Source organism: Paenibacillus vulneris (assembly GCF_039543185.1).
GTDB lineage: Bacteria > Bacillota > Bacilli > Paenibacillales > NBRC-103111 > Paenibacillus_S > Paenibacillus_S vulneris.
The window spans coordinates 83,007-105,346 of sequence record NZ_BAABJG010000029.1 but is presented as its reverse complement, the minus strand read 5'-3'; the positions used below and the strand labels follow the sequence as shown (position 1 = coordinate 105,346).

At 49.8% G+C, this 22,340-nt stretch carries 25 protein-coding genes; 4 read left to right on the top strand and 21 right to left on the bottom strand.

What is annotated here, in order from left to right; translation table 11 throughout:
• Positions 1–2: 2 nt before the first annotated feature.
• The 8 genes from ABEA66_RS25340 to ABEA66_RS25305 form a co-directional block, all read right to left on the bottom strand.
• Positions 3–284 carry a ketopantoate hydroxymethyltransferase gene (locus ABEA66_RS25340; protein ID WP_079914719.1) on the bottom strand — a complete coding sequence of 94 codons (282 nt, stop codon included), beginning with the start codon at positions 282–284 and terminating at the stop codon, positions 3–5.
• Positions 281–865, bottom strand: coding sequence for a putative phage tail protein (locus tag ABEA66_RS25335; protein WP_079914718.1), 585 nt, complete (start codon positions 863–865; stop codon positions 281–283). Before ABEA66_RS25335 ends, ABEA66_RS25340 begins: the two co-directional genes overlap by 4 nt.
• Complete coding sequence (locus ABEA66_RS25330; protein WP_079914717.1) at positions 858–1,937, bottom strand: baseplate J/gp47 family protein; 1,080 nt, start codon at positions 1,935–1,937, stop codon at positions 858–860. Before ABEA66_RS25330 ends, ABEA66_RS25335 begins: the two co-directional genes overlap by 8 nt.
• Positions 1,930–2,334 carry a DUF2634 domain-containing protein gene (locus ABEA66_RS25325; protein WP_079914716.1) on the bottom strand — a complete coding sequence of 135 codons (405 nt, stop codon included), beginning with the start codon at positions 2,332–2,334 and terminating at the stop codon, positions 1,930–1,932. Before ABEA66_RS25325 ends, ABEA66_RS25330 begins: the two co-directional genes overlap by 8 nt.
• Positions 2,331–2,675 carry a DUF2577 domain-containing protein gene (locus ABEA66_RS25320; protein WP_079914715.1) on the bottom strand — a complete coding sequence of 115 codons (345 nt, stop codon included), beginning with the start codon at positions 2,673–2,675 and terminating at the stop codon, positions 2,331–2,333. The genes ABEA66_RS25325 and ABEA66_RS25320 overlap by 4 nt, the downstream gene beginning before the upstream one ends.
• Positions 2,672–3,670 (bottom strand): XkdQ/YqbQ family protein, encoded by a 999-nt coding sequence (locus ABEA66_RS25315; protein WP_079914714.1) that lies wholly within the window; start codon positions 3,668–3,670, stop codon positions 2,672–2,674. The genes ABEA66_RS25320 and ABEA66_RS25315 overlap by 4 nt, the downstream gene beginning before the upstream one ends.
• A gap of 13 nt (positions 3,671–3,683) precedes the next feature.
• Positions 3,684–4,421, bottom strand: coding sequence for a LysM peptidoglycan-binding domain-containing protein (locus ABEA66_RS25310; protein ID WP_079914713.1), 738 nt, complete (start codon positions 4,419–4,421; stop codon positions 3,684–3,686).
• A 72-nt stretch (positions 4,422–4,493) separates the two neighbouring features.
• Positions 4,494–6,371, bottom strand: a complete 1,878-nt coding sequence (locus ABEA66_RS25305; protein ID WP_345591902.1) for a hypothetical protein — start codon at positions 6,369–6,371, stop codon at positions 4,494–4,496.
• 16 nt (positions 6,372–6,387) lie between these two features.
• Between ABEA66_RS25305 and ABEA66_RS25300 the strand changes: the two genes are divergently transcribed.
• Positions 6,388–6,978 (top strand): hypothetical protein, encoded by a 591-nt coding sequence (locus tag ABEA66_RS25300; RefSeq protein ID WP_345591900.1) that lies wholly within the window; start codon positions 6,388–6,390, stop codon positions 6,976–6,978.
• Positions 6,979–6,999: 21 nt separating this feature from the next.
• Here the strand turns inward: ABEA66_RS25300 and ABEA66_RS25295 are convergent, their stop codons facing one another.
• The 6 genes from ABEA66_RS25295 to ABEA66_RS25270 all read right to left on the bottom strand — a co-directional run bounded on the left by ABEA66_RS25295 (position 7,000) and on the right by ABEA66_RS25270 (position 10,727).
• Positions 7,000–7,419, bottom strand: coding sequence for a phage tail assembly chaperone (locus ABEA66_RS25295; protein WP_079914711.1), 420 nt, complete (start codon positions 7,417–7,419; stop codon positions 7,000–7,002).
• Positions 7,420–7,439: 20 nt separating this feature from the next.
• Positions 7,440–7,904: a phage tail tube protein gene (locus ABEA66_RS25290; RefSeq protein WP_079914710.1), complete on the bottom strand. Its 465-nt coding sequence runs from the start codon at positions 7,902–7,904 to the stop codon at positions 7,440–7,442.
• Between the two features lies 1 nt (position 7,905).
• Positions 7,906–9,222, bottom strand: a complete 1,317-nt coding sequence (locus ABEA66_RS25285) for a phage tail sheath family protein (RefSeq protein ID WP_345591897.1) — start codon at positions 9,220–9,222, stop codon at positions 7,906–7,908.
• A complete protein-coding gene (locus ABEA66_RS25280) occupies positions 9,223–9,411 on the bottom strand; it encodes a hypothetical protein (RefSeq protein WP_192703400.1) in 189 nt (62 codons plus the stop codon).
• Entirely contained in the window at positions 9,408–9,836 is a 429-nt protein-coding gene (locus ABEA66_RS25275) for a phage tail terminator family protein (RefSeq protein ID WP_345591894.1), read from the bottom strand. Before ABEA66_RS25275 ends, ABEA66_RS25280 begins: the two co-directional genes overlap by 4 nt.
• A gap of 519 nt (positions 9,837–10,355) precedes the next feature.
• Positions 10,356–10,727, bottom strand: coding sequence for a hypothetical protein (locus ABEA66_RS25270; RefSeq protein ID WP_345591892.1), 372 nt, complete (start codon positions 10,725–10,727; stop codon positions 10,356–10,358).
• 496 nt (positions 10,728–11,223) lie between these two features.
• Between ABEA66_RS25270 and ABEA66_RS25265 the strand changes: the two genes are divergently transcribed.
• From ABEA66_RS25265 to ABEA66_RS25255, 3 genes are all read left to right on the top strand, one after another.
• Positions 11,224–12,228, top strand: a complete 1,005-nt coding sequence (locus tag ABEA66_RS25265) for a hypothetical protein (protein WP_345591889.1) — start codon at positions 11,224–11,226, stop codon at positions 12,226–12,228.
• A gap of 92 nt (positions 12,229–12,320) precedes the next feature.
• A complete protein-coding gene (locus ABEA66_RS25260) occupies positions 12,321–12,932 on the top strand; it encodes an ImmA/IrrE family metallo-endopeptidase (RefSeq protein ID WP_345591887.1) in 612 nt (203 codons plus the stop codon).
• Positions 12,929–13,327, top strand: a complete 399-nt coding sequence (locus tag ABEA66_RS25255) for a hypothetical protein (protein ID WP_079914703.1) — start codon at positions 12,929–12,931, stop codon at positions 13,325–13,327. The genes ABEA66_RS25260 and ABEA66_RS25255 overlap by 4 nt, the downstream gene beginning before the upstream one ends.
• A 45-nt stretch (positions 13,328–13,372) precedes the next feature.
• On the opposite strand, the gene ABEA66_RS25250 is transcribed toward ABEA66_RS25255, so the two are convergent.
• The 7 genes from ABEA66_RS25250 to ABEA66_RS25220 all read right to left on the bottom strand — a co-directional run bounded on the left by ABEA66_RS25250 (position 13,373) and on the right by ABEA66_RS25220 (position 22,270).
• Positions 13,373–14,656 carry an MFS transporter gene (locus tag ABEA66_RS25250; RefSeq protein ID WP_225948288.1) on the bottom strand — a complete coding sequence of 428 codons (1,284 nt, stop codon included), beginning with the start codon at positions 14,654–14,656 and terminating at the stop codon, positions 13,373–13,375.
• An 80-nt stretch (positions 14,657–14,736) separates the two neighbouring features.
• Positions 14,737–15,687, bottom strand: coding sequence for a phosphoglycerate dehydrogenase (locus ABEA66_RS25245; RefSeq protein ID WP_345591883.1), 951 nt, complete (start codon positions 15,685–15,687; stop codon positions 14,737–14,739).
• Positions 15,688–15,730: 43 nt separating this feature from the next.
• Positions 15,731–16,738: a 4-hydroxythreonine-4-phosphate dehydrogenase PdxA gene (gene pdxA / locus ABEA66_RS25240; RefSeq protein ID WP_192703407.1), complete on the bottom strand. Its 1,008-nt coding sequence runs from the start codon at positions 16,736–16,738 to the stop codon at positions 15,731–15,733.
• On the bottom strand, positions 16,735–18,021 hold the full coding sequence (locus tag ABEA66_RS25235; RefSeq protein WP_345591880.1) for a four-carbon acid sugar kinase family protein: 1,287 nt from the start codon (positions 18,019–18,021) through the stop codon (positions 16,735–16,737). Before ABEA66_RS25235 ends, pdxA begins: the two co-directional genes overlap by 4 nt.
• A 127-nt stretch (positions 18,022–18,148) precedes the next feature.
• Positions 18,149–19,315 carry an iron-containing alcohol dehydrogenase gene (locus ABEA66_RS25230; protein ID WP_345591878.1) on the bottom strand — a complete coding sequence of 389 codons (1,167 nt, stop codon included), beginning with the start codon at positions 19,313–19,315 and terminating at the stop codon, positions 18,149–18,151.
• Between the two features lie 38 nt (positions 19,316–19,353).
• Positions 19,354–20,235: a 4-hydroxy-tetrahydrodipicolinate synthase gene (gene dapA / locus ABEA66_RS25225; protein ID WP_345592305.1), complete on the bottom strand. Its 882-nt coding sequence runs from the start codon at positions 20,233–20,235 to the stop codon at positions 19,354–19,356.
• 244 nt (positions 20,236–20,479) lie between these two features.
• Entirely contained in the window at positions 20,480–22,270 is a 1,791-nt protein-coding gene (locus ABEA66_RS25220) for a PrpR N-terminal domain-containing protein (RefSeq protein ID WP_345591876.1), read from the bottom strand.
• Between the last annotated feature and the right edge of the window lie 70 nt (positions 22,271–22,340).

Below are 22,340 nucleotides of genomic sequence, written 5' to 3'. Positions count from 1 at the left end.
TTCTATACCTCCTTGATTCCTATCGTTTGCTTTATAATCGTGTCGCTGGTAATCGGCACATAGACGGCGTTGGAGCTAATGACGGCGTCATCTTGGCTTTTTAGCTCGATAAGCGTCACTTCCGTTACGGAGCCGTAAGGGATAACATACTCCATTTCAACCGTGCCGGCCGTCACTTGCTTTATAGAAAAACTGGATATCGCATAGCTCTCATTCACAACAACCTTGGCAATCCGATTATTCGTAAATGAAGCCAGTTCAGACAAATATGTCGTCGGTATCATACTAACTGCACCTCCTGCCCTTTTACTGCAAATGGCGTTTGACCCAGCTTCCAGCCGCTCCCTAACCGGGTTCCGCGAATTAGTGGCGTAGCACTCACATGCTCCTGTAACACGATAGTATCGAGTAACGAGGTCGATTGATGGTAGACAATGTTAGCCGGTTTAATCGTATGAATCGTATATTCGATCTCTTTAAAATAGGCGGCGTCCGGAACGTCAAATGTTACTTTGAGAATATAATTTTGCTCGTCGATCTCCACGGTGGCACGCCCCTCGCCGGCAAGTACATCCAATCGGGTCTGTAGATAACGCGCAGTAAAGGGGGGCTTGGTGGAGTAGCGGTTGATCAGTCTTCTGCGCCGGAAATCCAGGGACTCTGTCGTTGAGTCAGCTCGAATCCCCAGCATTTGCTCCCTGCGTTTGATAGCCTGGATGCTGGACGTATCTACGAATTGGTCATCCAGCAGCCTTTGAACGGCTTCGGCTAGAGCGTCAAGCTCCGCATCTTCCGTTGTAGCAAGCTCCGCGAAATCGGTTATCTCCTCATAGAACTCAGGTAAGTAATGAATCAGCTTAGACAAACAAGCTCACCACCCCAAGCACCGGAATTTGCTCGCTCGTTAATGTCAGATTAGCACCGGCTCCATTAAGCATCGTATTGGATACATCCGTAACACCAGGTACGGTCAGAATTCGCGCCTCAATCTGACTGACCCTGATAACAAGCTGTGATTCACTCATCCACGCTTGCCGCAAGGATAACAAGTATGCTTCGAGCACCGCTTCGATTTCAGCTTGAACTTGTCCCAATGTCATGCCATTTTCTAACGTAAGGCTTGTTTCTAGATTGAGAGTGACATTCTCAACTCCAGCTATGGTGACCTTATGTCCGATAGGGGCAAACCCAAGCCCTTCCGCGCTGTTAACGGTTGGATCCATAGCGGTCTGGACATCGTTAACCAACATGGGAGACGGTGAGCTGTAGTCGGAAGAAATAATAGTGCATTTCACCGTCCCTCCGCCCTGCCACACCGGAAATACTTTGACTCCCCCTATGCCCGGGATATCCCCGATCTTCTTCTTATAATCGGCAACATTGCCTCCGAAGGGCTGCTCGTTCAGGGTCGCAAAGTACCGCTTCCGTAGCGAAGCGTCGCTTTCCACATCCTCGCCGGGCACGAGCACTTCCGAAAGCTCTGCTTTGGCCAGCCCGGATAAATTATTAATAGGCAGCAGTGTACCGTAGTATTGGTTTCCAGCCGCTCCCGCCGTCTCGCACTCCAATTCAAAAGCACCGGCCGCAAGCTTTCGAATGACGGTGTAATTCAGTGAACTGCCTGAGAATCGGCTGCCGATAGGCACGTCGAAGGGAGCATTGCCCGAGCCATAGAACAACGCTTTGCGAAGAGATTTTGTAGCAGGCTTGCGTTCAATTCCAAATTCCAGCGTACGACGCTCCAGATAATCTCCTGCCGCTGTGTCGGCAAAGGAGAGATTACGGTTAATGTCCAGCTCGGTGTACAATCCTGCCAGTTCCCATGCGGCCGGTGCCAGCGCATCATAAATGATGCTGCCTTCCCGTTTATCTATATCCGAAGGAATCCGGTCCAGCATTCTATTTAAAATGGCTTGAAATGTTTGATGCTCATACACTTTCTCCAACCCCCTTGGTTAATGCGACACTCCCATACAGTGAAACAACCGTAAAGGAAGCCGTAATGTCATCCCCGTTTATCTCGACTTCAAAGTGCTGAATGTCTTTGATCCGGTCATCCTGCAATAATGCTTCCCGGATTCGCCTGTTCAGCTCGGTTTGAACAAAGGACGGGCTGCGTCCCGGAATATTGGAAAATTCACTGCCGTAATTTCCGCTATAGATGATATGTTCAAACCGCTCCGTCGCCAGTATTTTTAATGCCGCTTGCTTTACGGCTTCCAAACCATCTACCATACCCAGGATCCTCTTCAAACCCGGATCGATCCGGTAGGTCCTGCCGGGCTGCCGTACGGTTTGAGTCACCTTGCCTAATATGCCGCCTTGCGGAATCATCCCTCCACCACCTTATCCAGAACGATGAACTTAAGCCCGCCCTGCATTCTAAGCAGGAGCACCACATCGCCTGCTTCCAATCCTTTTCGAATGACGATAGGTTCGGCAAGGGCTTCTTCCGTATTTCCCCCATTAATGGAATGCGTATGCTTCAAATCCAATTGCAGAGGGGTAAGGCTTTCCGGAACAAGCAAAAAATCCTCCGTAAGCGGCTCTCTTTGCGGATCGAAGCTCACTTCTAGAGGATTTACTTGTGTTACATTTCCTGTAAATATGGAGACGGGATATCCGGCATGAACCGCATCGGCCCCCGCCTGCTTGATTAAATCTAATAATCTCATTTCTCAATCACCACCTTAGGGTCATCCATTCTGATATCAAACAGGTCGAGTGACATGGAATGGTCGCTGCCTTCAAATTTATGCGTACACTCATTGACCAAAAACCTCATGTTAATCCCCTCTTCCGCAATGTTAATAGATAAATAGCTGCCGGCTCTTACGCGAATATCCCCAATAGCCTCCACCTGAAAGCTTCTGCCCACTCTATTCTTAAGATTCATCAAGTTGGCCAGCGACTTCTTCACCTGGTCATCGTCCATCTTCTCGTCCACCGATTGGTACAGCATCAACAGTCCCCATTTGGCGATATTGCTGCTGTCCTGTTTTATAAATAGCTCGCGCTTTCCAAGCTCCTTATTGTCCCGGCCGAGAACAACCATATTGTATGAATTCTCGATGGTTACTTTTTGCTTGTAATCGTACAGAAGACTTCCGTCACCTAGGGATAGATTAAGCACCCTATCCTCAACGTTTTGGATAACCAGCTCGCCGAAGTCATCCAGAAGCAGGAACTGTTTGCCGGTTCCGAGCAGCGTATTGTCCATAGCCTTGCAAATAATATCCATCGTCTTCACGCCATCCTCCGATATCTTCGGAATCTTATACTCGGTATCGATCAGCGTGCCTGTTTTCAACTGGTATTTATCTGCAAAATGCTGTACGACCTCCGTAGCCGTCATGTCGGATTTTAGAAGGTAATCATTGACCATCAGGTATCGCATTTGATCATATGCCGTAATTTTGACTTCCTCGTCCCGGCCGCTGCTAATCACAAAAATGTACCCATAGAATACTTTGACGCCATCCTTGCGTACGCGGACTATATCGCCGACGTTGTACTTAAAGTCCTTATCCTCGTACCAGCCGCCTTTAATCAGTGTAAACTCAAAAGTAGAAGCGCTGCCCTTTCGGCTTGTCTTATAGGTCGCATCAGAAATGATTCCTGAGACATCCCACAAATGACCGTCCCGATTATCCAGGATAATCTCTAACATCTATGACCACCTCCTAGTACTGTGGAATTCTTACCAACGTACCTGCCGGTAGTTCCATAACCTTATCGTTTGTAATTCCGTTAAATGCTTGAAGCTCAGTCCATCTATTTTCATCACCAAACAAACGTTTTGCTACTTCCCTCAGCTGTTCCCCCGCCCTTAAAGTGTACGTCTCCGGTTTAACCCGCTCGTCCGGGCGCATCGGCTGCTGCTGCACTATTGCCGTTTCTCCATTTTCCAATTCCACTGTGCTTACACCGCGTGCTGAATAAAATACATATTCCTTAAGCTTCAAGGTGTATTCAATATCGCCGGAGGATCCTGCCGATTGCTTCCATTCGAAGGATTCAATAGATGCAGGGAAGTTGAGGTCTGATAATCCCGTAACGCCGCTTGCCTTGGCCAAAGCATTGTAATCTCCCGCGAAAATAAATCGGATGGGGTGCTTGCTCTCCATCCATTTTCGGATCAGGTTAACATAATACATAGGCACAAATAACGTGACCTCTTCATTGACAAACGGGTAATACTGATTGGGGAAAAAGCTGCTGAAACTGACTTCCTTCAGCTTCGGATTTTTGATGACATTGATCTCGCCTGCCCGAGTCTCATCCGTGCCTCCGCCCCTGCCGACAATATTGTAGGTTTTCCCCTGCCCTTCTTCTTTGACATCCAACGACTCGGGATTTACGGGTAATTGGAACCCTTCCGCTTGATTGTTCCAGCTCAGCGATATTCTGTAGTTGTTCAATAGCTGTACTCCTTTCCTTTATTTCCTACATTAAAAAAGAAAGGCACCCTGGAGGGTGCACTTTTTACTTAATTACCCATATACTCCTTGGGCTGAGTTAGAAATTTCTCTTACCATAACGTCCTCAATACGGCGAATCATCTCATTCACATCGGTCGGATTATTAATATCTCCCGTTGTGACTTGAACCGTAGGGGTTAAAGTAACGAAGTTCTGGATATTTTGCATTTCCGCCAGGTCTCGCATCACCTTGATATCCTCGCTCGTTACGTCAACCGTATCATCGATCTGGCCGAGGACGCCAACCCTGTCGATATTATTGTTTTTTTGGTTCCAACCGTCCAGGATAGAGGTTTGCTTGTTAGGGTCAAGGGAGCCTTGCAGTGAAGACAGCTTATTGACAAGGGTCGCTCCGCTGCTATAGCCAAAATCGAATTCGTTCTTCAAATCCTTGTAATCCATCCGTCCTATGACAGCTACGTCCTTGTCACTGACAGGCTTCTCAAGCTGGTCCATCATATCCCTCATACTATCGCTGATGGCATGAATGTTATTCTCATCAAAGAGCTTGGCTTGGCCGATATTGAGTCCGAACATGCTGTTTACTCCATCTGCCAGCCAATTAAAGCCTTTCAAAATTCCATTTATACCCTTCAGGATGGTTGTCATAAAACCGCCCGCGAAATCTTCAACACCCTGAGCCATGCTTATTAGGAAGCCGCCAAATGTCACAGCTAAATCGTAGAACAGTTTTTTCACGGAATAAGTCGAGTCTATAAATATATTGATTAGACCTTCTCCAAAGCTCGCGAAAACGTTCCATAGCATGGCGACAATATTCCATACTACTCCATATAGCACCATGAAACTCCCTACTATAACACCGACAATTTGCTCTGCAGTAATGCCGCAGTTTAAAAGATAATAAACCAATATTCCTACAGCAGCAGCTACTAATAGGATGGGCCAGCTTGCGAGAGCCAGCTCCAATATGGGAACAAGCGCGGCCCATAGTACAGGAATGAGCATGGTAGCAATGGCTGCAGCAACGGCCAGGATAATATTGCTGGCAGTGGACCAATTACTTTGAATGGCATCGGATACTTGCAGGAATCTGTCCACTAAAGACGTTACGAGCCAAGCAACTACGTTCAAGCCTGCTTGTAGTGCGTTAAAAAACGGGTCAAATTTCCCTTCCTGGAATGCCGTGTTGAGTGTCGCGAGCAGAGGCTGCAGAGCTTGTAATGCCCCTTGGCCAGCAGTGGCGAGAGATGTTTGGAAATGGTTACCCAACGCCTCCACTTGCTTGGCCGGTGTCGCTAACATCGTTTCAAGTGCTTTCTTTCCCATATTTTCCTTTTCAAGCAGTTTATCAAAAGCATTTATAAAACCATTCAAATCGCCGGCTTTTCCGAGATCCTCAATTTTTGAAGCCTTAATGCTTGCCTCGGACATGTTGTAACGCCCTGCCAGCGAAGCGGTATTTCCGCTCATCGCTTCTTTCAGTACGGAGATGTTATCCCCCAGTCCTTTACCCTCGTTATCGAATGCATTTAGGCGAAGCGCCAAATTATTGATTTTCTCAAGTTGATTCGTGTTCTTGGTCTGAGGAAAGAATGATAACGTTCCCTTCAAAAATTCATTGACGTCCACACCCGACTTGACAGCATCCGCCTTGAACTTTTGAAACATCGCAGTACCTACTTGATCGTCACCGGTTCTTGCCTTAAACGTATCTTGCAGCTTCTGCAGCTCCATTCCGCCGGACAGGGCTTTTCCTCCGAGCTCTTTGAACGTATCGAAGTTTAAATACTGGCCGGCCAACCCTTTGATTTTGTCCAAAAGCCCGCCCCCGGCCCCCCCGCCTTGCTTGCCCTTACCGTTCAATTTATCCTGCAGCTGATTAACCTTTTCCTCCAGCTCGGCGATTTTCTTTAGGTCCTCCTGCATTTGCTTTACTCCGGTATTGGAAAGCTTAAACAGTCTGGCCGTTTGGACGATTAACGTCAATAAGCGTAATATATTTGTTAATCCTCCAGCTGATAATTTAGGCATTGCCGGTGCTGGGTTCATTGGGGGATTAGCTGCACCCGCAGCCTTCGCGGCATTAACGACATTTGCAACCTTTGCTACATTTGCCACATTCGCAACTTTTGCCACATTCGCCACATTTGAAATTTTTGCATTTGTGATATTCGCAGTCTTTACTGCATTGGCAGCGTTGGCAACAGTGATCTTGATATTAGCCTGTATAGATTGTTTCAACAATACAGTAGAATTGAAAACCGTGCCCATACCCGATTTGGATATTGTTGACGCTTGTGAAAATTGTTTAACCAATTTCAACGATGCTCCTATTGTTGCCAGCGGCTCTCCCTCCTTTCTTGCACAAGTAAGCCGCTCTGCGGCTACCTGCTTTTCTTCGCCTGGGCCTTTTTCTCCTGATCGATTCGAATATCAATCATGGCATAGATCACGGCCCTTTGACGGGAAGTCATGTTCATTAGATCATGCGGTAAAATGTTTAATTCATGGAGGGCGTAGTAAGCATAATTAGCCTCACCGTCCCCCTCCATAACTAGTTTTTTGCTTCTTCGACCAGCTCGTTCATATTTTTGTCGAAGGCGTTAAGCTCCTGGATTTTTTCAATCAGCGCCGCATACTCCCCTGCCAACAGCATTTTCCGGAGAAGGTTCTCTGCGCCCATGACGCCATAGGATTTTTGCAGCTCGGCATCTTTCAGATTCGGGAATACGACGCTGGCAACCGCCAGCTTCACCATATATTCCGTTGGATCGGTTTCCTGCGTTGCCACACCTCTCTTTCCTTGAACGCGCTTGGTCGCCGACTTACGAATCGATTCGTTCTCTTCCTCCGTCATACTTCTCAGCTTCCAAGGGACCGGCTTCCCGTCCTTGTCCTTAAAGCGTTCCGAAACAACCAGTTCCTCCGTCAAGCCGCTAACATTTTGTGCATAGAATACGCTCAAATCGCTCATTGTTTAATACCCTCCATTAATTAACCCAGAACGGGCTTTCCGAATTGGTCTAGAATATCCACATCATCAAACGTAAAGCTTACTTCCTCTTCCAAAGCATCCGAGCCCGTGTCCAGCAGCGCCATAATGACGCTATCCAAATTCACGCCCTTCAGGACAACCGTTTGTTTTCCTACGGAAGAGGACGGATCCTCGTTGATCACCTGCACATCGAAATAGGTATCCTTGCCCTGCTTGATATAATCCAGCATCATTTCTCTGAACACCGAGGTGATGTAATAAATCGTCATGCTGCCTGAGCCTTTCCAGCCCTTAGCCTTATGCTGCGTGCCGCGTCGTCCCAGAGTCTTCACCTCAGACTTTTCCTTTTCGACCTTGCCCTCAAGCTTCTTGATGTAGAACATCTCTTCCACCTGACCGTTAATTGTGGCATAAGCCCGGCCCTCTTGACCGGAAATCGTATCGCTCGCTCTTAAGAAAGACATATTATTGCACCGTCACTTTCATATAAATTTTTTCAACCGAATCGACCGGCTGTACTCCAACTTCCACATACACGCTATCCGCCTCATTGCCTTCCAGCACCACTACGTCGCTTTGAGAATCGAAGTTTTGAACCGCATTGATTCCCTGCAATGTGCTCAAGTACGAATTGCATTCGCCGCGCAGTAGATTTCTGCCATCCGCGTTATTGTCCACTTTTCCGATAAAGAACGATTCGAAGATTCGTTTGAAGTCATTGTTGATGCCGTCGAGCACGCGAATGACCCGATTTTTGCGGAACTCCTTGCCTTTGGCCGGAGAAAAGCCCGTAAAGGTATTGATGTCCAGCTCCACCTTGGCTTTCCCTTGGCTTGGCGTAAACACAAATTCCCCATTATTGATGGCTGTGATGATCTGCTCGTTGGTATAGCGGGGCTCCACGTCGACAGCATCATCGTAAGCATCATAGGTCAGCGATTCGTTCACCTGCGCTCCGGCCGTTGCAGCAGCAACCCATGCCACAGCTTGTGCCGCCTTCAGCCTTGTCCCATCCGAGAGAATAACGCCGTTCTTGACGCTAATGACGCCTTCATAGTCCGCCGTTGGATAGTTTTCCAGCACGACCTGGACCTTCTTGCCTTCATCATCCCGAAGCCGGCGCACGAAGGAAGTGTATACCGATTTGAGGGTGCTGTCCGTTGACGGGAGAGCCATCGTTTGGAAGTCGACCAGCTCGGCAGCCGCCAAATAGTCCATATGGTCCTGGTTGGTCACCGTACCGTCCGTACCGCCGGCCAGCGCAGTTCCTGCCGTTTCCGTTAAAGCACCGGTTCCGCTGAATGCAACCCAGTCATTAGACTTGAGGCCAGCCGCATCGGTGACCGATTGACTATCTGCGATTTTCCCCGCAAGCAGCGTCTTCACATCCCATTTGGTTTCGTCGTCGAAATTCTTTTGGATAACCAGGGAGATATCGTTGCCGCGCAATCCGCCGTATTGGGCAGTTGCCGTTAGAGTGCCTAGCGTTGCTTTCGCCTTGGCTCCTTCGTTCAAGCGGTAGACAAGGACCGTCTTGACCCGCTTCAGCGCTTCCTTAACCAGCAGCAGCTGCGATGCCGTCACATCGTATCCGAGCAGCTTGGATACATCCTCGCCAGCTTGAATCTTGAGCATTTGCTTCGCCGGTCCCCAGCTAAGCGATAAAGGCATGGTCATCACGCCGCGGTCCCCTATGGCTCCAACCGGTTTCCCCTCACCGACAAATTCAATGTATACCCCTGCACGATCTTTATTTTGCGTTGTCCATGTTCCTCCAGCCATTTAGTTAGCCACCTTTCTTGAAAACTCCGTCATATATTTTTTTACTTGCTCCATGGTGTAAGCTGCATCCTCCTGCAGTAAGGCGTTCAGCACATCTTTTTGCTGCGCCGTATACCGGCTCGATTCCAAAAACTGCTGCTTGGTATATGTGGATACCGCAGCTTCATCACTTTTACTTCTTGTACTCATTTGTACCGTTCCTCCTGTTCTAAATGCATCATTTTTACTGCAGGCGGCTTCTGCTTCATCATGCGGATATCGAAGCTGATATAAAATCGGAGCGAATCCTCCGCGATTTCATGATGAAGATCATATCCCCGGTATTTGGTTCCTTCCCGTTCGATGGTTTCCAGCTCCTCATACAACCGTTCGGCCATCGCATGATAGCCTAATGGGCTGTTCCGGTCTGCCGGATCCGGGTAGTATTCGATCCTGAACAAAGTAGGATATCGATACCTCCCATTGACTTCCTTGACTTGCTTGCTGCTCACTAAATGAAGTAGTAAAGCAGGCTTCTGCCAATTCTGATCCGGATATTCATCGTAAACGGGGAGATTAAATCCCAGGGACTGCAGCCGCTGTAGTAAGGCTTGTTTCATTTCCTCAAAATTCATAGATCCACCTCAAATGCGTTGGATAATGGTTCCAGCTCAGTCCGAACGCTGCTAGAATCCCTTGCTTTGAACCGAAACCGCCGTCTCTCCCTTGGGAAGCTCGTCTGTGTTTTCCCTGTAAACAATAGGGCTGCTAGTTACTTCCGTTAGAAAGGCAGCCGGCCGGCTCTTGATTCGAAACCTCGTGAACGGACTGCTATCGCAATCGTTCATCTCCAATTGCCTTATCCGCTATCCTATGTGCTCGAAGATGCCACACCTCCTTCATTCATGGTGTTGGTGATTGCTGCTGCAACCCGGAGTGTTTCTCGGCGATCCAAGGGGTTTCTAACCCCGCCTCATCTTCACACCATCGACGACTAGCGTCTAAGGTGGAATATCATGTCCACCCACAGCATGACCGAGTCCTCCGATGATCAGGGTACAGTAGGAATCACCCGAGCCGTAGCTCTATGAACCTAATGTACATCCTGACCGTAGACATTTTGTTGACATGTTTTGGACATGAATTGGACATCCTCATTCCAAATAGAGAAGCGTATTGGCGACGGAGACGACCCCTTCATCCAATTTGCGGTCAATGGTTTTATCACAGTAATTCCACCCGCTGAATTTGAGAATAGTCGCCGCGCGGGTATGGCCTTGGATATAGCGAAAGGTCACAACCGCCCTGATATTCTCGTCCGCAATTTGCTCTACGGCTCTTTCTATTAAGCTGGTGAACCGCAGCATAGATTGCTGAACATGTTTTTGCATGTCGTTAGCAGGGGGATTTTGGTCAAATAGCTCCAGCTTCTTCTTTCTGTCTTTGTATTGCTTGAGATATTCCTTCGCGATCTTGATTTCCTTTACCGTTGCTGCCGGAAATGCTTCATTCTTCATAAGCAACATGCTTCTCACCCTTCTTCATATGAAATAGAAATAAGTACTTTCCTGTAGAAAAACAAACAGGCAGTTATTCTTGGCGAATCCAAGCTTGCCTCAAAATAATTACACCTTGGGTTCCTTGCTTCCAAAAGCTTCTTGCAAGGAATCGCTTCCTTGCCAGCTTGTCCACTAACAGCTATACTAAAAACAAGCATCTTGCTTCATAGCTAACGTCTAAGCCGCCCCGCCAGGCGGCTTTTTCGTATTGCTGTCATGCATTCTCCACATCTTTCACCCAGCCCGCATAACCGACGAAGTACATTTGCTGATATCTCAAAATTGGTCTCCCCCCTTTCTATCAATCACTTTTTAGCAATGGATGACACTATTCAGTCAACCATTGACCAAATAGTACCACCGTGTCACTTTATAGTCAACGATTGTTCATCACTTTTTAGTGATACCGTTGAATTTTTGGTCAACTTTTACTAATATAAAGATAGAGAGGGGATTGAGACCCGTGAAATACCATGAACTGTTATCCCGTTATATAGAAGAAAGCAAGCTAAGCCTTGGAGAGCTTGTCTTGAGGCTTAAAAATCGCGATATCGATATTACAAAGTCGTATATCAGCAAGCTCAAAAACGGCAATAAACCCCCAGCCTCGGAGGAAATTACCCGCGCTCTGGCCGAAGTCACAGGCGGTGACCCCGATGCTCTGGTTATGGCCGCCTACATAGATAAAGCCCCCACGGAAGTGAAGGATGCTCTCCGGGAGGCCGAAAAATATAGATTTGCCTTTCATCTGACTCGCAAGCTGATGGATTTCATGGAGTTTTACAACGAGCACCAAGAAATTCAAGAAGACTTGTTGCACGAAATTCAATCTATGGGAGATGAGCTAAGGGAAGCCTACCATTATGACTATCCCTTCGATAAGCTTAAAGAGGATCCCGAGTCCGCTCTGCAGCTGATAGGTTCCCTTCGTTCCCGCTTTTTCCCGCAGTCGCCTTCAGTCACTATGGGAAGCGAAACAATCCATTTTGCCAATTATCTTGACGATAAAGGTCAAATCGTACGCCCGTTTCCTCGAACAGAAAACGCTGCTTCTCCCTCTTACAATAAAGCGGCAGATTCCGGGAATGATCCGGATGTGACCCGGCGCATGCTGGAGGCTGCCCGCGATCTTATGAAAGAAACCGACGATTACATCGATTTTCTTGAAAATATGGGCGTCGAAGCGGAATATGTCGAAGACATTCTCAAAGACGTCATCTATATGAAACGCTATATGAACAAGCTGTATAACAACATCCATGGCTTGCAGCATACCCTTCAGGAAGGGAAGCGGCCAGGAAAGTCAACTCGTAACCCTATAGGCGCCTTGGGGATTGTGACGGAGGAATCCGGAGAGTATCTGAGCCAGGCGGCCTATAATGGGAAACCGGCTCCTCTTACCGAGCAAGAACGCAAGGAGTTTGAAGCCAAACGGAAATTATTCGAGAAATTTAACGGCGAACACTAGGTTATTGTTGCCCTCTGCTAATTTGGAAAGCCCCTACAGGGCTTTTCTTTATCAAATAAAATAGAACATACGTTCTGTTAGGAGGTAAATATATGGATCTTTCTTTATACAAACCGACTGAAACAGAAGAATGGATTTCCTTCATATATCAAAAACATGGAATCTGCTACGCGGCAGATATGGATATAGATCATATCGCAGCTATTTTTCGTGCTATGGTAGAGCTTCACCCTCACGAATCCAAAGTGATCTGGAGCAGCAATTTTGCCTTAATTTATTTGCACGCCCTGCTAAGCAAAGAACAACAGCGCGAAAATTTCTTTCACGAGCTCGGGCACATCGTCCGCCATTGCGGCGATCAATATGGAATGCCCGAAACGTTTATAGAGCTTCAGGAGCAGCAAGCGGCGCAGTTCCAGCTGTATGCTGCCATGCCGGCCTTTATGCTGCACGAGTTTATACATGATGTGTACAGCTGGGGCGCATTTGAAAAGGTGCTGGCCGAAGCCTTTTGTCTTCCGATCCGGTTCGTTCAGAAACGGCTTAATCAAATCCTAAATCGTCTCTGCCTTGCGCAAATAGATAAGGAGCTGCGGGATCGTACGGTGGACACCAGCTATATTACGACCGATTACATAAGGCAAAAGCAGGCTGAAATGGGGCGGCAAAGACTAATTAGAGAGAAATCGTGGGGGATCCTATGACAAAAATCCGAGTCTATTATGAAGAACATCAGGGACTAGACGGCGTTTGCCTGGTTCCTATGAAGCTTATTGTGCGGTTTCCCCGCGGTAAGATGCTCTGGGACAAGCCTGCGGTGTATATTCCCTTAGACGTCCCGTTTCGCCGTCACTATTCGGAGGATTTTCTTGAAGATCTAATGAGCATTGCCATCGGAATTGACGACATGATGATGAGCTTTGATAAACCAAAGCATATCGGTATCTCGCTCACTCGTGTGATGGAGCGTATGGAAAAGATGAAGGAACGCGATATGCTGGTGTTTCAATATGAGGACATCGAACAGTTCATTATTCAAATCGACGATATCGAGCAGGTATTACAAATGCAGGTAAGGCCGTTCTATGTATTATCATAAAAAACACAAAAGAGACGCGTAAACCGCGCCTCTTCCGTCCCATCTTTATTGTTCTGCTTGAATAGGCTTCACTTTGCCTAACAGGAACAAATAATTCAAAATACCGATAACGATCAGCGCCGCGGAGAACAGCAGAGCCGGTACAAAGGAGCCGTAAGTCGCTACGAAAAAGCCGGTGATGATCGGTCCGACGACGCCGCCCATATTGGATACCGTGTTCTGCATACCTGCAACGACCGAGGTCATATTTTTCGGAGCCACGTCGCTCGGCAGCGCCCACACCTGGGATGCCGCCACTGTGGTACCCGACTTGGCGATACAGAGGAGCACCACGGCCAGCACGGCCGATTGAGCGAAAGCGGCGAAGCCGATGCACGATGCCATCAGCAATCCGATGACAAGGAACAGCTTGCGTGTCGCCGTCAGCGACAACAGCCCCTTGGCATAAATGCGGTCGGACAGCCATCCGGCGATAACCTCGACAACCATCGCGCACAGCAGCGGCAGCGACGCCATGAAGCCCATCTCGATCAGGCCCATGCCTCTTTCCTTGACGAGATACGTCGGCAGCCAAGTAATGAAGAAGTAGGAATTGTAATTGATCATGAAGAACCCGATACACATCGCCCAAATATTACGATACTTCAGCAGCTGATACCATTTCATCGGCTGCTCGGTGTCCAGTCCCTCCTGCTTGGACTGTCCTTCCCGGATATGTTTCAATTCCGCTTCGTTAACGCCCTTATGCTCTTCCGGCGTTTCCTTAAAGTACAGAATCCAGACGATTGCCCAAACGATCCCGAGTCCCCCGATGATCAGAAAGGTCATCTTCCAATCGAACATGGCGATCAGCCAAACGATGAGCGGCATCGCTATAGCTCCGCCGAATTTGGATCCGCTATCAAAAATTCCCGCTACCGTCGCGCGTTCCTTATCCGGGAACCATTTGGACGAGATGCCCGCATTGCTCGGATAAGCCGCGGCTTCCCCGACGCCTAGAGCGACACGAAAGCCAAGAATGGACTTGAAGCCGGTTGCAAGACCGGTTACCGCTGTAGATAGCGACCACCAGGCAACGGCGAAGCCGAGCGTTTTCTTCTGTCCGATCCGGTCGGCCACCCAGCCGGAAGGAACCTGCAGCAGCGCGTAGGACCAGAAGAAGCCGGAAAGAACGACGCCCATTTGGGCGGCATTCAGTCCGAATTCCTTCGTAATGTATGGCGCTGCGGCCGAGAGTACTGTTCGATCGATATAGTTGATCGCTATTGCTGCCCACATAAGAATGGCGACGACCCAGCGCACATTGGATTTCTTAGTCAGTGTTTGCAAGATGTATCTCTCCGTCTCTAGATGATGTAGTAAAAGAATAATGTATGAAGATGGCAATCCGATGGACTGATGTTGACGAATTACAACCCATTCATAACGTGATCAGGTCTTTGCCCGTTCACCAGGACGTTCACGATATTGCGAACGCAAGTCATGCCGAGCGCGTTCACCGCCCCGCTAGTATAGCCGGCAATATGAGGCAGAGCAATAAAGTTAGGCAGAGCGAACAGCGGATGCTCCTTCAGCGGCTCAAGCTCGAATACATCCAATGCCGCCCCGGCTATCGTCCCGGCAGTCAGCGCTTCATACAGCGCCTCCTCATGAACGATCCCACCTCGAGCTGCGTTGATCAAATAAGCGCTTTCTTTCATCCGCTTCAGCTGATCGGCACCGATAAAATGCTTGGTCTCTTCCGTCAGCGCGATATGAAGGGTAACGAAGTCGCTTCGGCTGAGCAGCTCGTCCAGCGTGACGAAGGACACTCCATGCTGCTCTGCAAAGGCATGATCCGGATATGGATCATACGCCAATACGTTCATATCAAAGCCGTCCGCTCTTCTCGCGACCTCCTTGCCGATGCTGCCGAGCCCGATAATACCTACCGTTTTATTATATACATCGGAGCCGAAGATTCGAGGCCATTCACCCTTCTTCGTCAGCTCGTTCGCCAGCGGAATTTGCCGAGCCAGCGACAGCATCAGGGCGAATGCGAAGTCGGCCACCGCATGCTTGTTGGCGCTTGGGACATTCGTCACCCAAACCTGATGCTTCTTCGCCGCCTCCAAATCAATATTATCCACGCCGACGCCATGCTTACACACCAGCTTCAGGCGAGGCGCGCGGGCGAGAACGTTCTCCGTAATCTGATTAAAGGCTACGATAGCCGCGTCCACATCCTGAATCGCATCAATAAACGCTTCCTCTGTAATATCTTCCGGCAAATGCTGAAGCTCGATGCCGTACTTCTCCAAATATTCAATCGGTTCATTAGAGTATTTGGCGAAGGACGGCGATGTCGATACAACCTTCATGGAATACTCGCTCTCCTTCTATGTTGTCTATAATCTATGATGTTTAACGGGTCGCTTCCGTCTTCGGTGCCAAATCCGCTCCGGCCTGGATCGCCGCGAGCATGCTGCGTTCATCGGCGATGTTTTTCCCTGCAATATCGAAGGCCGTTCCGTGATCGACGGAAGTGCGCACGATGCCGCCTTTCAGGCCGACCGTAATATTAACGCCTTCCTCAAGCCCGAGCACCTTGATCGGTACATGGCCTTGATCGTGATAGCAGGCGACGACGATATCGAAATCTTTGCGGACAGCGCGGAAAAACAACGTATCCGCAGGATAAGGGCCGGTAACCTGAATGCCTTCGGCGGCCGCCTTTTCGATGCCCGGAATCAGCTTCTCCTCTTCCTCCCCATTACCGAAAAGACCGTTCTCTCCCGCATGCGGATTAATGCCGCAAACCGCAATGCGCGGATTCGCATATCCAGCGCGGGTTAATGTCTCATGCGCCAGCTTGACGACCTTGTAGGTCCGCTCGGGGTTGATCGTCTCAATAGCTTTGATCAAGCCTACATGCGTCGTCAAATGGATGACCTTCAGCTTCGGCGAGGACAACATCATTGAATAATCCTCAGTGCCTGTCAAATCGGCCAGGATCTCGGTATGCCCCGGATACAGATGCCCTCCCTTTTGCAGCGCTTCCTTATTCAGCGGCGCTGTGCAGATCGCCTGAATCTCCTGCTCCTTGGCGAGGTCAACCGCTTTCTTCAAATATTGAAAGGCCGCGTCGCCGGCTTGCGGAGACATCACACCGAACGGCAAATCCGCCGGAAGCAGATTCATGTCGAGACAGTCGATCGTGCCGTGAACAAAGGCCCCTTCGCTTACCCGCTCAACCCGGCGAAGCTGGACCGGCGTTCCCGTAACGTCAACGGCACGCTGCAAAATGCCGTAATCGCCGATGACCACCGGGCGGCAAATGTCATAAACCGATGCATGTCCGAGTGCTTTCACAATAACCTCCGGGCCGATGCCTGCCGCATCTCCCATCGTAATTCCGATAATTGGCTTCATAGTTCTCCTCCTTGCAGCTTGCGGGCAGCCTTGATCATAGCTGACTCCGAGCCGAAATTTCCTGCCTTGGTTACGGCATAGATATCCTTCCCCGATATACGAACGGCTCCAAGAGGAATCCCCGATTCGACTTCATCTAGCAGATGGAACTCATCCGCTTTCAGCTGCTGGAATACTTGGCGTGCCGTATCGCCGCCTGTCAGGAACATGCGGCGCAGATCATATTGATCTGCAAGCGCCATCGCCCATTCCCCAAGCACTCGAGAAATCCGATTGCTGATGTCGACAATGTTGTAGCCGAGCTCCTGCCCGAGCCGCTGCGTTCGATCAACATCGTTGGAGGAATACAGCGCGATATGACGCCCCGACTTCAGGGCGGCCTCCGCTTCCAGCAGCACACGGCTCCATTCAGCTTCTCTGGAAGCCTCCTCCCGGATGATCTCCTCCGACCGAATCTCGATTCCGGCCACGTCCGGCTCCTGAAGCAGCCGTTCCAGCTGCTTGCGGCCGATAGCGCTTACGCTGCCTACAACAAGGAGGACCGGCGTTTCATGAGCCGGGATCGTAACCGGCTTCGGCTCCGGCTCGAGCCCATAAGCCAGAGGCAGCACATTCATAAGTCCGGCCGAGCCTACCCAGATGACCGACTTACCGGTGCCCAGCATATGCCGGACAAGCCGCTCCAGATCGGAGACGTCCGCCGAATCCGCCACTACGTACACGACGCCCCGCTCCTGCATCGAAGCGAGCTTGGCAGCCACATGCTCCGACGTTTGCTGCAGATCGCCGCGGGACAAGTGCCCGACCTCCCTGCCTGCCTGCTCCTGAATGAGCCGCGTGATAAGCGAGTCGCGGACCGGAGTCTTCGGGTCCCTCGCCACTTCGGTCTCATGAAGCGGTTTGCCGCCCAGGTACATGACGCCTTCCTCAATGGTACGTCCGTTCTGCGGAAAGCCCGGAGCGATGACAACAAGATCCGGACGGAACACATCATATACCGCATTGATTTCCTGCCCGATGTTCCCTCTCATTGTGGAATCGATTTTTTTATAAATGATATCGAACGGCTCGCCCTGAAGCGATTCACAGGCTTCCTTCACCCTGCCGTACGCCTCCTCGGGAGTCACGGATCGGCTGTCCGTATCGATGATGACGGCATCCTTGCTTCTTAAGCCCTCCGCTTGCGGCTCCAAAATAACGGATACCTGGAAGCCATAGCGGATCAGCTGACCGCCGCAGTCGCTCGCACCTGTCAAATCATCCGAAATGACAGATATTCTCATGCCCGTTCACTCCTTTATCATGGAAATAGGAAATGCAGGCTCCAAGCTGCGACCACTTCATGCCAATTTTCCTGATCAGTAGCCTGAAGCCGCATTATTTTCCATGACTTCGTTTCGTTGTATCTAGTTATGCCAGCAATTTGCGGTAAATCGCTTCCATGTCCTGCAGGCTGAGCTCTTTTGGATTATTATTCAGCAGGCGGGTTACTTTGGACGCCGATACGGCGAGCTCAGGTACGTCATCCGGCTTAACTCCGAAGCTGCTCAAATCCTGCGGTATTTCCAGAACGGTCGTCCATTCGACGATACGCTCGACCACTTTGGCCGCGGCCTGTGAGGAAGTCAACCCTTGCACCTGAATACCCATAGGTTCAGCCACTTGATATAACCGCTCCTCAATCGCATCCATATTGAACTCCATCACATGCGGAAGCAGCATCGAATTGGCTACGCCATGGGCGATTTTGAATTTGCCGCCGAGCGGATAGGCCAATGCATGAACTGCTGCGGTACCCGCAGCCGTCAATGCCATCCCGCCGTACATGGAGCCAAGCAGCATCTTTTCTCTGGCATCAACGTTAGCTCCGTTCTGATAAGCTTCCACAATGCTGGACGAAATCAGACGAATCGATTCCAGCGCAAACATATCGCTGATCGGATTCGCTTTATTCGAAATGAAGGATTCGAGCGAATGGGTGAACGCATCCATTCCGGTAGCCGCCGTAATCGGCTTTGGCAATCCCAGTGTCAGCATCGGATCAAGGAAGACGACCTTTGGAAGCATATGCTTGCTGACGATGCCTATCTTCAGCTCTTCGTCAGGCAATGTAACGATAGCGTTCGGAGTAACCTCCGCCCCCGTACCTGAGGTGGTCGGAATCAGAATCGTCGGGATTCCCGGCTTCTTGACCAAATCCGTTCCGAGCAGGTCGCGGATGGAGCATTCGTTCGTAGCGAGAACGGCCAAAATTTTGGCGGAATCGAGAACGCTTCCCCCACCGAACCCGATCAAGACATCGTAAGCTTTGTCCGCCATGCCGGCAAACACCTGCTCAATGTTCTCTACCGTCGGTTCCGGCAAAATGTTTGTATTAACGTCGGCAGTCACGCCCTTGGCTGCCAGTTGGCTGACCAAGGCATCGACAAAGCCTAATGATTTAATTGAAGGCTGTGTAAGGATAAGCACCGATTTCACATCGACGCCGGTAAGGTGCAGATGCTCTCCCACGCTTTGCAGCGAGTTTCGTCCTGCGATAATATGATCTGCGGTTTGAAACTGGTACAGCGTTTTCATGAATTCAACCCCTTGGATGGATTTGAAACAACTGAGATTTAACGGCTTTGATAGGAATCCACCATAGCCTGAACCTTCTTCAGCGCCTCTCCCGAAACAACGGATACAGGCGATTTCGGCGGTCCTACCGGAATACCGCTCAATTCTACGGCCTTTTTCAAAACGGATGGGAGCGTCCCCAGAGCAAAAGTATCGCGAAGCGGCTGAAGCGCTTCCTGCGCTTTCTGTGCTTCTTCGATATTGCCGTTCTGCCAGTGATTGTAGATCGATACAACGGTTTCAGGAAGCATATTGGCTGTCGCGGCCACCGCACCCACGCCGCCGGCAAGCAATGTTTTCAAAATCAGCGAATCCGTGCCTGCGAAGACGGTAAAAGCTTCGCCTTGGGTTGCCTTAATGTAATTCTCGATATTGGCGAAATTGCCGCTGCTGTCCTTAATACCGACAATGTTAGGAAGCTTGGCCAAGACGGCTGCCGTCTCCGGCTCCAGGTTTACACCGGTTCTTGAAGGAATGTTGTACAGCACGATCGGCAGCTTCGTCGATTCGGCGATTCGGGTATAATGAACGATGAGCTCCTCTTGTGAAGGAGCTATGAAGAAGGGTGTAATAATCGAAACCGCATCGGCTCCCAATTGCTCCATCTGTCTGGAAAGCTCAATCACTTCCTCCGTCGTCCCGCCCCCAGTACCAACGATCACGGGAACTCTGCCTTTTACCTCTTCTATCACGATGCGAGCCATAGCCAGCTTCTCTTCCGTAGAGAGCAAATGGAATTCGCCGTTCGTTCCGAGAATAAAAATCCCATGAACCCCGGATTCAATAAGCCGGTTCGTCAACTGGCGTACCACGGGCTCGTTAACCTTCTGATCTTCCGTAAGCGGTGTCAGCATAGCAGGAATAATCCCTTTTAATTCCACCATAAAGGCCTCCTTCTATTTCCCATCCTATAAAAACGTTTTATTTCACAACAGTTATCATCAATATGTCTTTCGTAATGAATTATAAATAATATAGTTTTAAATATCAACAATTTTATTGTATATTGCATCATATACTTTCTTATTGTTGCATTGTGCAACATGTATAGTTGCGATTTGTAACACAAATAGCCCTACATCCGGACTGGATATAGGGCTTAATGCACACCACACTTCTAATGTTTTATATCGGATCCTTCAATATTCTCCACAGCGTTGAACGATTAATCCCGAGCCTTTTGGCTGCACGGGACTGATTCATGTTCTCCTCCTGGAGCACCAGCTGAATGATCTCCTTCTGGATACTCTGCAGAGGCTGATCCAGATTAATCGTTCGGGCGCCGCTTGCCGGGCCTTGCCCGATTCTCTGCTTTTCCAGCACGGCGAGAAGCTCTTCGTCGATATACTCGCCTTCGGCCGCTTTTACCAGCTCTTTCACCGTATCTCGAAGCTCTATCAGATTGCCCTTCCACGGGTATTCGTAGAGCGCTTCCTGCGCTTTAGGACGAATGCCGACAACCTGCTTGCCGTATTTCTCGTTATTCTCCGAAATAAAAATACGGATCAGCTCCTCCAGCTCCTGAGGATTTGTTCGGAGCGGCTTCATCTCGACGGCTGCCCCTTCGATCAGCGAGAGCAGCTCCGGCTCCAGAAGCCCTTCCTCCCGCAGCTGCCCGGGCGCCTTCTCGAAGGAGCAGATCAGGTATGCAGCGCATTGGGGAACCGACTCCGCCAGCCTTCTCTGGTATTTGGGCGAGAGCCGTTCCGCACCGCGCAAATAGATCATGCTGCCAGGCAGAGCCTCTCCCAGCAGATGCTTCAAGTGCATGAAGGCTTCCTCGGAGCCGCGTATAACATTCACCTCCAGCAGCTCGCCTCCTTCAGGATGCAGCTGCCGCCATACCGTGCCTGCAAAAATCCGTTTTCCTGTTCCCTGCTCTCCGTATACGGCGAGAGGACGTACCCGCTGCAGCCTTTCCGCAGCTGAGGCAAGTGCTTCCTGGAAATCGGAGCGGGCCCGAATCAGATGAGGAAACGTCTCGATAAACGGCTCCAACCGCCGAACCTGAATATCGTTCTCGTTATCCGTTACCGGACGCACATAGAGATTAAACGCAGCCTCCGGCTCCCCTTCCCCCCGGATCAAAGTAAGCTTATGACGGAACGTCATGTCGTACAGCTCAAAGGAGGAGGCTTCACCAACCTTGCCGCCTGACTTTTGCATCAGAGCCAGCAATTTGGGGAACCTCTGCCGCATTATGACATCCGCATCTTGATCGTGGCGAATGCCCAGCATATCCCGGAACGCAGCATTCATATAATGCAGTCTGCCGCCGGTCTGCATCACCGCCATCCCCTGTTCCGCACCTTGAGCGAGCGAGTTCAGCATCTGCCCCTCAGCTTTGTAGCAACTGACGGCCTGGCACACATTTCTCGCGTTCTCGAACGCCTCCAGCACGGATTCTTTACCGGACGTGATCAGAATGCCCTGAAGCCCTTGCTCCTTGGCCAGCCGCACCGTATTCGTCCCGCCGACAATCACAAGTGCCCCTTTGCTCCGTGCCGCCTCAAGGACCTCGTTCACATCATCCTGCTCGTTAATGATCGTATAGGGAATATCGACATCCAGCAGCCGTGATACGGCGACAACCGCCTCGATAATATTAGGGAATCCTATCATTTCAATAGGAATTTTGTATTCCTTCAGCAGCGTGATTAGCCGCAGAATGTCAAAGCCGGATATTTTGATCTCTACTACCGGAAGTGAGCTGAGCTTACGGATCAGCCTGGCCGTCCCGCCCCGGCTAATAATGACGTCATAGCCTTCCTTCTCATATTGATGAACAGGCAAAGGCTCCGACAAATCGCCTTGTATCACCGTTACTTCAAAATCATCCAGTTGATCTTTGAGATTGGAGGTCAGCTCCACCAACCCGCGGTAGGGCGCGATGACCAATGCCTTTATTTTTTTCATAGAATGCCCCTCTTCTAAACCTCGCAGGAAACGATACATTAATTTATTCTCGTTCACTTTATAGCTAAAA

Coding starts and splice junctions, on each gene's coding strand:
- ABEA66_RS25270 (WP_345591892.1), bottom strand. CDS start 10,727: ATGTTGCTTATGAAGAATGAAGCATTTCCGGCAGCAACGGTAAAGGAA.
- ABEA66_RS25260 (WP_345591887.1), top strand. CDS start 12,321: ATGGATCTTTCTTTATACAAACCGACTGAAACAGAAGAATGGATTTCC.
- ABEA66_RS25245 (WP_345591883.1), bottom strand. CDS start 15,687: ATGAAGGTTGTATCGACATCGCCGTCCTTCGCCAAATACTCTAATGAA.
- ABEA66_RS25295 (WP_079914711.1), bottom strand. CDS start 7,419: ATGAGCGATTTGAGCGTATTCTATGCACAAAATGTTAGCGGCTTGACG.
- ABEA66_RS25320 (WP_079914715.1), bottom strand. CDS start 2,675: ATGAGATTATTAGATTTAATCAAGCAGGCGGGGGCCGATGCGGTTCAT.
- ABEA66_RS25285 (WP_345591897.1), bottom strand. CDS start 9,222: ATGGCTGGAGGAACATGGACAACGCAAAATAAAGATCGTGCAGGGGTA.
- ABEA66_RS25305 (WP_345591902.1), bottom strand. CDS start 6,371: ATGCAGGAGGACCTAAAGAAAATCGCCGAGCTGGAGGAAAAGGTTAAT.
- pdxA (WP_192703407.1), bottom strand. CDS start 16,738: ATGAAGCCAATTATCGGAATTACGATGGGAGATGCGGCAGGCATCGGC.
- ABEA66_RS25280 (WP_192703400.1), bottom strand. CDS start 9,411: ATGAGTACAAGAAGTAAAAGTGATGAAGCTGCGGTATCCACATATACC.
- ABEA66_RS25220 (WP_345591876.1), bottom strand. CDS start 22,270: ATGAAAAAAATAAAGGCATTGGTCATCGCGCCCTACCGCGGGTTGGTG.
- ABEA66_RS25325 (WP_079914716.1), bottom strand. CDS start 2,334: ATGATTCCGCAAGGCGGCATATTAGGCAAGGTGACTCAAACCGTACGG.
- ABEA66_RS25235 (WP_345591880.1), bottom strand. CDS start 18,021: ATGAGAATATCTGTCATTTCGGATGATTTGACAGGTGCGAGCGACTGC.
- ABEA66_RS25315 (WP_079914714.1), bottom strand. CDS start 3,670: ATGTTAGAGATTATCCTGGATAATCGGGACGGTCATTTGTGGGATGTC.
- ABEA66_RS25340 (WP_079914719.1), bottom strand. CDS start 284: ATGATACCGACGACATATTTGTCTGAACTGGCTTCATTTACGAATAAT.
- ABEA66_RS25290 (WP_079914710.1), bottom strand. CDS start 7,904: ATGTCTTTCTTAAGAGCGAGCGATACGATTTCCGGTCAAGAGGGCCGG.
- ABEA66_RS25275 (WP_345591894.1), bottom strand. CDS start 9,836: ATGAATTTTGAGGAAATGAAACAAGCCTTACTACAGCGGCTGCAGTCC.
- ABEA66_RS25255 (WP_079914703.1), top strand. CDS start 12,929: ATGACAAAAATCCGAGTCTATTATGAAGAACATCAGGGACTAGACGGC.
- ABEA66_RS25230 (WP_345591878.1), bottom strand. CDS start 19,315: ATGAAAACGCTGTACCAGTTTCAAACCGCAGATCATATTATCGCAGGA.